Here is a 10849-nt window from a genome sequence, read left to right as displayed (position 1 = left end):
AAAGCGCATCATGAACCCACGTCATAGCGCGGCCTTCACGGCCATCCTCGCTGCTGCGCTCTTTGGCGCGACGACTCCGTTCGCCAAGGCGCTGCTCGGCGCACTGTCGCCGTTCATGGTGGCGGGCCTGTTCTACCTCGGCAGCGGTTGCGGGCTTGCCATTGCGATGCTCGTTCGACGCTGTCGGCAAAATCCGGAGGCGAGCGAACAGCGGGCACCCGCCATGCCGCGCAACGAATTGCCGTGGTTGGTCGGCGCAATCGTCGCGGGCGGTATCGCGGGGCCCGCGCTGCTGATGTTCGGACTCAGCACGACGCCGGCCGCGACGACGTCGTTGCTGCTGAACCTCGAAGGCGTGTTCACGGCGCTGATCGCGTGGTTCGTGTTTCGCGAAAATGTCGATACGCAGGTGTTTCTCGGGATGATGGCGATCGTCGCCGGCGGCGCGCTGCTGTCGTGGCAGCCCGGCGAGGGTGGTGCGGGTACGGGCGCGCTGCTGGTCGCCGGTGCGTGCCTGTGCTGGGCCATCGACAACAATCTGACGCGCAAGGTTTCGAACAACGACGCGATGTTCATCGCCTGCGTCAAAGGGCTGGTGGCTGGCGTCGTGAATACCGGCATCGCGCTTTGGCTGGGAGCACCGCTGCCAGCGCCCGTGCTGATCGGCGCGTCGATGGTCGCGGGTCTCGCAGGCTATGGCGTGAGCCTCGTTCTGTTCGTCGTCGCGCTGCGCCATCTTGGAACTGCACGTACGGGGGCCTATTTTTCCGTGGCTCCGTTGTTCGGCATCGCGATTTCGTTTGCGCTATGGCCCGAACAGCCGCCGCTGTCCTTCTGGATCGCGACGATGCTGATGGCGCTCGGCGTCTGGCTGCATCTGCGCGAGCGTCACGTGCACGAACACACACACGAGGCGCTCGAACACAACCATCGGCATCGGCACGACGCGCATCATCAGCACACACACGATTTCGAGTGGGACGGCGTGGAACCGCATGTGCACCCGCACCGGCATGCGCCCATTACGCACACGCATGCGCATTTTCCCGATATCCACCATCGGCACAGACATCGGCATTGACGGCGATCGGCGTTGCATCCCCAGCCGTTCAGCCGCAAGCAAAGTCCACTCAATCGGTCTATATTGGCCGCTGTCGACCGACCTACACTGACAAGGATCTTTCATGCCTGACCCATCCGTTTTCCCGATCGCGACGAAGTGGCCTGCCGCGCACCCCGAGCGGATCCAGCTCTATTCGCTGCCGACGCCCAACGGTGTCAAGGTGTCGATCATGCTGGAAGAAACGGGCCTCGCGTATGAGCCGCATCTGGTGCGCTTCGATTCGAACGATCAGTTGTCGCCGGAATTCGTGTCGCTCAACCCGAACAACAAGATTCCCGCAATCATCGATCCGAACGGACCCGACGGCGAACCGTTGCCGCTCTTCGAGTCGGGCGCGATCCTGATCTATCTCGCCGACAAGACGGGACAACTGATGCCGCAGCGCGCGTCCGCTCGCTACGAGACGATCCAGTGGGTGATGTTCCAGATGGGCGGCATCGGTCCGATGTTCGGCCAGGTTGGCTTCTTTCATAAGTTCGCCGGCAAGGAGTACGAGGACAAGCGTCCGCGTGACCGCTACATCAACGAATCGAAGCGTTTGCTCAACGTACTGAACGAGCGGCTCGCCACGCGCAAGTGGATCATGGGCGACGACTACACGATCGCCGATATTGCGACGTTCCCGTGGGTGCGAAATCTGGTGGGCTTTTATGAGGCGGGCGATCTGGTCGGCTTCCACAACTACCCGCATGTGAAGCGCGCGCTCGACGCCTTTCTGGCGCGTCCCGCCGTCGTCAGAGGGTTGGATATCCCGAAGCGCGGATAACCCTTCTTGGCTTCAGGCATCAGCACATCGAAAAGCCCGTACCGTGGCAACGGTACGGGCTTTTACTGATGCCGGAACGAGGCCGGCTTACGCGCCCAGCGCCGGATCGCTCATACTCGGCTTGCCCGTCTCGACGTGACCTGCAATACGGCGCGTGAACGACGCATCGCTATCGACCGTGATCGTCAGGTCGTACCAGCCATAGACCTGGCGCAGATCGAGATAGACGGTATCGCTATCGCCACCGCGCACCGTATGCGTCAATGTCGTGCCCGAGTCGTAAGCATTGACGATCTTGAACTGACAGCGCGTGTTGCCTTCATTCTTCAGGCGCAGCTGCAGATTGCCGTTGGCCACATCGTAGCCTTCCGCGACTTCCGGATTCGCGCGATCGCGGCTGTTCCAGAAGTGCTGCGTGGTCTGCTTGCCGGCAAAGCGGCGCAGGAACCCGTTCGGTCCATGTACCGTGAAGTCGTATGATCCGTCCGCCTTGACGGGCAACTGATCGACGAGACGCTTGCCTGCTTCGACCGTGTACGTGCGCGGCGCATCGGCGCTGAGTGCTTCGAACACGAGGAAGTTCGCGCCGGCGTCGCCCGTGTTGACGAAGCGCATCGACAGTTTGCCGTTGCTGTTGTCGTTGATTCGCACGAACAGTTCATACGGCAGCGCGCGCGCAGGGCGCACACCCGATTCCTGTTTCGGCACGGAACCGACCAGCGGCGGCACGGGCGTGTAATCCGGATGGCGCTGCTGATCCTGTGGCTTGTACGACGCGGTGGAAGGCAGAGTCGGGAATGCATCGTTCGGATTCTTGAAGTTGAATGCGGACGTCAGGTCGCCGCACACGGTACGGCGCCAAGGCGTGATGTTCGGCTCCGACAGCTTGTGGCCGTGACCGAAACGCGCTTCGATGAAGCGAATCACCGACGTGTGATCGAACACTTCCGAGCACACCCAGCCGCCCTTCGACCACGGCGACACGACTAGCATCGGCACTCGCGGTCCGAGACCGTAGGGGCCGGCCGCATATTGACCGTTATTGCCGCCCGGATAGATTTCATTTGTCGTGTCGACGGTCGACAGTCCGTTCGCACTCGACGACGGCGCGAACGGCGGCGACATGTGATCGAAGAAACCGTCGTTCTCGTCATAGTTGATGAGAAGCGCGGTCTTGCTCCACACCTCGGGGTTCGACGTCAGAATCTGCAAGACCTGATCGACGTACCACGCACCATAGTTCGCGGGCCAGTTCGGATGCTCGGAGTACGCTTCCGGCGCGACGATCCAGGACACCTGCGGCAACTGATTGTTCTGCACGTCCTTGCGCAGGATGTCGAAGTACGTGTCGCCCGCCGACACATTCGTGCCCGTGCGCGCCTTGTCGTACAGCGGATTTCCGGGCTGCGCGTTGCGATACTGGTTGAAGTAGAGCAGCGAGTTGTCGCCGTAGTTGCCGATGTACGGGTTGCTGGTCCAGCCCCACGATCCCTTTGCATCGAGACCCGTGCCGACGTCCTGATAGATCTTCCACGAAATGCCCGCGGCTTCCAGCACTTCCGGATATGTCGACCAGCCGTAACCCGCTTCCGAGTTGTCCACGACCGGGCCGCCGCCGGAACCGTCGTTGCCGACCCAGCCCGTCCACATGTAGTAGCGGTTTGGATCGGTCGCGCCCATCAGCGAGCAGTGGTACGCATCGCAGATCGTGAACGAGTCGGCGAGCTGATAGTGAAAAGGAATGTCGTCGCGCGTGAGGTACGCCATCGTCGTCGTGCCTTTCTTCGGCACCCACTGGTCGTGGCGGCCGCCGTTCCATGCGCCGTGCGTCGTCGGCCAGTCGTGCGGCAGATCCTCCAGGAATTGCAAGCCGAGGTTCGGCGCCGTCGGACGGAACGGCAGTACTTCGCCGACCCCGCCAAGTCCCGGCTGATGCCACACCGACTTGCCGTTCGGCAGGTTGATCGCGCGCGTATCGCCGAAACCGCGCACGCCCCTGAGCGTCCCGAAGTAGTGGTCGAACGAGCGGTTTTCCTGCATCAGCACGACGATATGTTCGATGTCGCGGATGCTGCCCGTCTTGTTGTTCGCGGGAATCGCGAGCGCATTGCGGATGCCGAGGGGGAGCATCGTCAATGCGGTGGCGGAGCCGGCTGCCTGGGCGGCTGCGCGCAAGAAATCACGGCGGTTTTTTGAGGTCATGTTGGCTTCGATCGTGAGAGGAAAGAAACGGTAAGGTGAGGCTTCCACGCGGGGGCATGAAAGCCGACGGGACGAACTCAGTCGACGGTGTGAATCACGGGTGGTGCGAGAACAGTGGAATCGGCTGCGCTGGCGCCGCCGGGTGCGACGGCGTGTGCCTGCGCTGCGGAAGGTTGCGGGGTCTGAAGCGTGGTGTCGGACGTGGTCGCGGCATTGAATGTCGTCGCGAGTGCCGGGTGCTGCGGGTGTTGCGTCTGCTGCTGTGGGCGTTCTTGCGAGGCCGACTCGCTGGACGCGTCGTCTCCGCACGCTGCCACAACCACGGACGCCGCGATAACGACGAATGTCAAACGCAAACGGTTGCGTCGCGGGCTACATGCAGTTTCGTGCAGAGCGGGCATCGTCATCCTCCGGCGTCATGCTTGAGAGACGCGAAAGGATAGCCAGCTCGTGTGTAGCTAATATGAAGCGTGAGCTGAGGAAAGGAAGTGCGAAACGATGTGCAGCAAGATGCAGGTAAAAATGCTCACCCGGCGCATGCATTGAAGTGCGGAATAAGCATGAAACGCACTGCATGTGATGCAGTGCGCATTCCGTGTGACGGTTCAATGACTTGGCCGCGTTATCGGCAGTTTGTCCACAGGGTTGGTCACGGATTCTGTGGAGAACTTCACGATGCGCGACTCAGTTCGAAGCAGAACCGCTCTGCTTGCGGATAAACGCGACGATCGCATCGTTGAGCGCCTCTGGCGCATCTCGATGAGGCGAGTGGCCACAGCGATCGAGCTTCGTCAGTTGCGTTTGTACAGCGCGCTGCGCGACCGTGTCGATCTGAGCCATCGTGCCGTAGTGATCGTCATACCCTTGCACCGCGAGCAGTGGGCAGCGAATGCAGCCGAGTTCATCGACGATGCTCCAAGACCGGAAAGCGTCGCTCAGCCAGACATCGTTCCAGCCATAGAATGCCGAATCGACGTCGTCGTGATGCCGCGCGAGCTTGTCGCGCAGATCGGTCTGTTCGTAGGCCGCCTTTGCTTCGGCGATGCTCGCGACGGAAATGTCCTCGACGAAAACATGCGGCGCGATCGCCACCGCACCTGCCAGTGCATCGGGAAAAGCGGCAGCGTAAAGCAGCGTGATCGATCCGCCGTCGCTGTGACCGATTACCCACATGCGTTTTCTTTCCGCTGCATTCACATCGAGTGCATCGAGCAGCGCGGGGAGAATATCGCGCGCTTGCACTGACATAAAGTCGACGGGGAGCTTCACGTCATGCGGACGCGGCGTCGAGCGTCCATAGCCTGGGCGCGAATACACGAGACCGCGCATGCCGAGCCGCTCGCACAAGGTCTGCGGCCAGTCCTTCCACATCGCGACGGAACCGAGCCCTTCGTGCAGGAAAACGGCAAGGGGCGCATCGACGAGGTGCGCATTGAGCCAGCGATATTCGATCGTCAGCGCGCCGCGTTGCGCGTTTGCCGGCAACGCGATCGAGGCGCTTTCGGATGCCTCGCGCAAGGTCGTCACAGGTTCAGCCATTCCGTTCTTCAGCTATTGAGCTGCTCTCGCAATTTGAAGCGTTGAATCTTACCTGTTGCCGTCTTCGGCAGATCGTCGACGAAGACGATATCGCGAGGATACTTGTGCGGCGCGAGCTTGCCCTTGACGAACGACTTCAGTTCATCGGCGAGTGCATCGCATGCATCGGCAGTCTGTTTCAGCACGACGAATGCACGCGTTTTCACGAGACCGCCGTGATCGACGCCGACGACGGCGGCTTCCAGAACGGCAGTATGTTGCACGAGCACCATTTCCACCTCGACGGGCGACACGTATTGGCCGCTCACTTTCAGCATGTCATCGCTGCGGCCTGCGTACTGGTAGCAGCCGTTCGTCAGGCGGCAGTACTTGTCGCCGCTGCGAATCCATTCGCCCAGAAAGGTCGCGCGAGACTTCTCGCGGTTGCTCCAGTACATCAGCGCGGCGCTCGGCCCCTTGATGAACAGATCGCCGACTTCTCCGTCCAGCACCGGTTGGCCTGCTTCGTCGCGCAACTCCACTTCATATCCAGGCACAGGACGGCCTGTCGTCCCATATTCGACTTCACCTGCGCGGTTCGACAGAAAGATATGCAGCATTTCGGTCGAACCGATGCCGTCGAGAATCTCACAACCGAAATGGGCCGTGAACCGCTCGCCGATTTCGCGAGGCAACGCTTCTCCCGCTGACGCACATACGCGCATCGCCACCTGATCGCGCGGCGGCAGATTAGGCGACACCAGCATGTTTGCGTAAAGCGTCGGTACGCCGTAGAAGATCGTCGGCCGATGCTCGACGAGCCGCCTGAAGATCGCATCCGGGGTCGGACGTTCGGCCATCAATACCGCTGTCGCGCCGACCGAGAGCGGGAACGTCAGCGCGTTACCGAGGCCATAGGCAAAGAACAGCTTGGCTGCGGAGAACACGACGTCATGTTCGGTGATGCCGAGTATGGGCTTCGCATAAAGCTCTGCAGTCCAGTACAGGTTTGCATGCGTATGCACGGTGCCTTTCGGCTTGCCGGTGGAACCCGATGAGTAGACCCAGAATGCAATGTCGTCGCCGCTACATGCATTCGGTTTCAATGAAGGCTCGGCACCATCGATCAGCTGGCTCAGCACATGCATCGGCGGCGGATCAAGCTGTACCGGCTGCGACACGATCAGCAGGCAGCCGTCGTGTTCTGCTTCGCTCATCGCCTGCTCGACAGCCGGCACCAGCGGGCCCGAAGCGATCACCGCGCGTGCGTGACTGTGCGTGAGCATGTACAGGTAGTCGGCGGCCGTCAGCAGCGTGTTCGCCACCACGGGCACGACGCCTGCATACAGCGCGCCGAGAAACGCGACCGGCAATTCCGCTGTGTCGAGCATGACGAGCAGGACGCGCTCTTCGGCGTGCACGCCGAGCGAGCGCAACGCGGAAGCGAAGCGGCGCGCGCGTTCCTCGAGCTGCGCATACGACATGACGCCAGCATCGTCGATATAGGCGGGCTTGTCGGCACGCACGTCGTTCAGTCGAAACAGATGCGACGCGAAGTTGAACTGCGCGGGCGGCGGCTCGACTTTCGGCGCGGGCTCGCCTGGCAGCGATTCCAGCAAGGCTTGCATGTGTCCTCCGGCGAGGTGCGGCGTGCGTGGGAACGGAAGTGCAGGGGTGAGGGCTACGTGTCGTCGCATCAGACAGCGGCTGTGTCCCGCGTGAATTCGATTGCACCTTGCGGCAGCAGATACAGCACGAGCGCCTGACCATGCGCAACCGTCGGACGATGCGCGCTGCCGGGACCGTAGACGCACCAGCCGGCGGGATGTCCGTCGAAGGTCGCGCCTTCGGAGAGCGGCATGATCAGATCGATTTCGCCGTGCGGGTGCACGTGATGAGGGCCGGCAATGTCCAGCATGTCGACGACGTCGACGGAAAATCCATGCGTGTCGGGCGTGGGCTTGATGATGCGGCCGAAACGGATGCCGCCATGCTCTCGAATGCACAGCCAGCCTTCGGCGACGCCCGTGCGGCATGCGTCGGCGAGTACGTCGTAGGTCGCGCTGCCGGCGGGCCAGGTCGCATTGAGCCACGCGCCGAGCGATGCATCGAGCGAGCGGCCGTCCAGCTCCGCCGTCACGCCTGCAATCAGACGCTGAAAGTCTTGGGGGGACATGCTTGCCTCCTTACGGCCCGGCGTGTCGAGAACCGAACTGGCGCGTTGGCGCGCTCGCGTCCCGTGCGTTGCCCTGGCTTCCTGCAACCTGGTTGCTGCCGGTCGGCACGCACGTTAGTTCATGTGCGCAATCGCCGAGCGTCTCCGATTTCGCCTATGCCATCCGGACGAGGGCTGGCGGCGTTGTTATTGCGTCGATATGCGGCGAAAATTAACCGTTCACCCTGAGCATGTCAAGCACTATAGTACATATACCTAGGCGATGAGGCTGTCCGATATGAATCAAACTTACTCCGCTGATGCGGCCCAAGCCCAGCGCGCCGACGACGAAGCGCCGAAAGCCGAGCGCGAAGAACGCGATCCGTTTCTGACCGCGATGGGCGAGCGTGTGCGCCTGCTGCGGGCGCGCCGCGGCATGACGCGCAAGACGCTGGCGTCGGAAACGGGCCTGTCGGAGCGCCACCTCGCGAATCTCGAGTCCGGTGTGGGCAATGCCTCGGTGCTGGTGCTGCGGCAGATCGCGGCGACGCTCAACTGTCCGCTCGCTGAAGTGATCGGCGACGAAACCACGTCGTCGGCCGAATGGCTGCTGATCCGCGAACTGTTGCACGGCCGGGATCAGGCGGCGCTGCAGCGCGCGCGTGTTGCCCTCTCCGAGATGTTCGCGCAGGCGCCGCGCGACCCGCATCGAAAGGACCGTATCGCGCTGATCGGCCTGCGCGGCGCGGGCAAGTCGACGCTCGGCCGCATGCTCGCGCAGGAGCGCAAGGTGCCGTTCATCGAGATCACGAAGGTGATCCAGCAGATGGCGGGCTGTCCGCCGTCGGAGATTCATTCGCTGTATGGCGCGAGCGCTTATCGACGTTACGAGCAGCGCGCGCTGGAGGCCGTGATCGGCGAGCACGAGCGGGCAGTGATCGCGTCGCCGGGCGGGCTGGTGTCGGAGCCCGCCACCTTCAACGCATTGCTCGCGCACTGTTTCACCGTGTGGCTCCAGGCGAGTCCGGAAGAGCACATGCGCCGCGTCGTCGCGCAGGGCGATTTGCGGCCGATGTCGGGCAACAAGGAGGCGATGGAAGATCTGAAGCGCATCCTGGCGGGCCGCAGCGAACTCTATAACCGCGCCGACATGATCTTCGACACGAGCGAGCGCACGCTCGCCGACGCTTATCTGCAGTTGCGCGATCGACTTGCCGCGCGGTTGGCCGCCGAACTGGGCGACGAAACGTAATGCATGCGGCGGCGCTGGTAGCGCGCCCGTTCCGTTAGGGGATAACCCGAAAACATGAAGTAAAGTGCTTTACACGGCTGGTACAGTGCACTATTGTTCTTTTAAACGAACTGCACCGTCTCAGGAGACGCTCCATGTCCGCAGCCATGTCCCCGGCAGACACTGCCGCCGCACGAGTCGACTACCGCACCGATCCCTCGCAGTACAAGCACTGGAAGCTCTCGTTCAACGGCGCGGTGGCCACGCTCGGCATCGACATCGCCGAAGACGGCGGCATTCGCGACGGCTACAAGCTGAAGCTGAATTCATACGATCTCGGCGTCGACATCGAACTGCACGATGCACTTCAGCGCATCCGCTTCGAGCATCCGGAAGTGCGCACGGTCGTCGTCACGAGCCTGAAGGATCGCGTGTTCTGCTCGGGTGCAAACATCTTCATGCTGGGGCTGTCGTCGCATGCATGGAAGGTCAACTTTTGCAAGTTCACGAACGAAACGCGCAACGGAATCGAAGACTCGTCTCGGCATTCGGGCCTGAAGTTTCTTGCAGCCGTGAACGGTTCATGTGCGGGTGGCGGATATGAACTGGCACTCGCCTGCGACGAAATCTATCTGGTCGACGACCGTTCGTCGTCGGTAGCGCTGCCGGAGGTGCCGTTGCTCGGCGTGCTGCCGGGCACGGGGGGGCTCACGCGTGTCACCGACAAGCGCAAGGTGCGGCACGATCGCGCCGACATTTTCTGCACGGTGGTCGAAGGCATTCGCGGCACGCGTGCGAAAGAGTGGCGTCTCGTCGATGAAGTCGTGAAGCCGAACCAGTTCGAGCAGGCGATCGCGGCACGCGCACTGGAACTCGCGGCGCAAAGCGACCGTCCGGCCGATGCGCGAGGCGTGACGCTGACGCGCGTCGAACGCACGGACCGCGAAGACGGCCTCACGTATGCGACGCTCGATGTGACGATCGATCGCGCGAGGCGCACGGCCACCTTCACGGCGAAAGCGCCGTCGACGGAGCAACCAGCCGATATCGACGGCATCGTCGCGAAGGGCGCGAACTGGTGGCCGCTGCAATTCGCGCGCGAACTCGACGACGCGATTCTGTCGATGCGCACCAACGAACTCGACATCGGTACGTGGATCCTGAAGACGGAAGGCGACGCGCGCGCCGTGCTCGCCGCCGACGCCACGCTGTTGCAGCACAAGGATCACTGGTTCGTGCGTGAAACGATCGGTCTGCTGCGCCGCACGCTCGCGCGCATCGATGTGTCGTCGCGTTCGCTGTTTGCGCTGATCGAGCCGGGTTCGTGTTTCGCGGGTACGTTCGCCGAATTCGCGTTCGCCGCCGACCGCACTTACATGGCCGCGTTGCCCGCGAACGAAGACGAAGAGCCCGCGATCACGCTGTCGGAAGTCAATTTCGGTCTCTATCCGATGGTCACGCATCAGTCGCGGCTCGATCGGCGCTTCTACGAAGAGACCGAGCCGCTCGATGCCGCGCGCGCGAAGATCGGTCAGCCGGTGAAAGCGGTGGAGGCGGAACGCCTCGGTTTCGTGACGGCTTCGCTGGACGATATCGACTGGGCCGACGAGATCCGCATCGCACTCGAGGAGCGTGCGGCGATGTCGCCCGATGCATTGACGGGCATGGAAGCGAATCTGCGTTTCAACGGCCGCGAGACGATGGAGACGCGCATCTTCGGTCGTCTGACGGCCTGGCAGAACTGGATCTTCAACCGGCCGAACGCGGTGGGCGAGAAGGGTGCGCTCAAGGTGTACGGCAAGGGCAGCAAGGCGCAATTCGACGTCTCGCGCGTCTGAGCCACGCACGCGCACG

Annotated in this window: 8 protein-coding genes; 4 read left to right on the top strand and 4 right to left on the bottom strand. The window is 62.4% G+C overall.

All coding sequences use genetic code 11. From position 1 onward, the window contains the following. Positions 1 to 10: 10 nt before the first annotated feature. Complete coding sequence (locus G3N95_RS23380; RefSeq protein ID WP_205972447.1) at positions 11 to 1081, top strand: DMT family transporter; 1071 nt, start codon at positions 11 to 13, stop codon at positions 1079 to 1081. 103 nt (positions 1082 to 1184) lie between these two features. After that, complete coding sequence (locus tag G3N95_RS23375) at positions 1185 to 1889, top strand: glutathione binding-like protein (protein WP_205972446.1); 705 nt, start codon at positions 1185 to 1187, stop codon at positions 1887 to 1889. Between the two features lie 87 nt (positions 1890 to 1976). Here G3N95_RS23375 and G3N95_RS23370 read toward each other — a convergent pair whose 3' ends face one another. From G3N95_RS23370 to G3N95_RS23355, 4 genes are all read right to left on the bottom strand, one after another. After that, positions 1977 to 4091 carry a phospholipase C, phosphocholine-specific gene (locus tag G3N95_RS23370; protein ID WP_205972445.1) on the bottom strand — a complete coding sequence of 705 codons (2115 nt, stop codon included), beginning with the start codon at positions 4089 to 4091 and terminating at the stop codon, positions 1977 to 1979. Positions 4092 to 4775: 684 nt separating this feature from the next. Then, entirely contained in the window at positions 4776 to 5630 is an 855-nt protein-coding gene (locus tag G3N95_RS23365) for an alpha/beta hydrolase (RefSeq protein ID WP_205972444.1), read from the bottom strand. Positions 5631 to 5638: 8 nt separating this feature from the next. Then, positions 5639 to 7237, bottom strand: a complete 1599-nt coding sequence (locus tag G3N95_RS23360; protein ID WP_205972443.1) for a benzoate-CoA ligase family protein — start codon at positions 7235 to 7237, stop codon at positions 5639 to 5641. A gap of 68 nt (positions 7238 to 7305) precedes the next feature. Beyond that, positions 7306 to 7785 carry a DUF4863 family protein gene (locus tag G3N95_RS23355; RefSeq protein WP_205972442.1) on the bottom strand — a complete coding sequence of 160 codons (480 nt, stop codon included), beginning with the start codon at positions 7783 to 7785 and terminating at the stop codon, positions 7306 to 7308. Between the two features lie 277 nt (positions 7786 to 8062). Between G3N95_RS23355 and G3N95_RS23350 the strand changes: the two genes are divergently transcribed. Then, positions 8063 to 9016, top strand: a complete 954-nt coding sequence (locus tag G3N95_RS23350; RefSeq protein ID WP_205972441.1) for a helix-turn-helix transcriptional regulator — start codon at positions 8063 to 8065, stop codon at positions 9014 to 9016. A 146-nt stretch (positions 9017 to 9162) separates the two neighbouring features. After that, complete coding sequence (boxC, locus tag G3N95_RS23345; RefSeq protein ID WP_205972514.1) at positions 9163 to 10833, top strand: 2,3-epoxybenzoyl-CoA dihydrolase; 1671 nt, start codon at positions 9163 to 9165, stop codon at positions 10831 to 10833. The last annotated feature ends 16 nt before the right edge of the window (positions 10834 to 10849 follow it).

The organism is Paraburkholderia sp. Tr-20389 (assembly GCF_017104565.1).
Lineage (GTDB): Bacteria > Pseudomonadota > Gammaproteobacteria > Burkholderiales > Burkholderiaceae > Paraburkholderia.
This window is presented reverse-complemented; position numbering and strand designations above follow the sequence as displayed.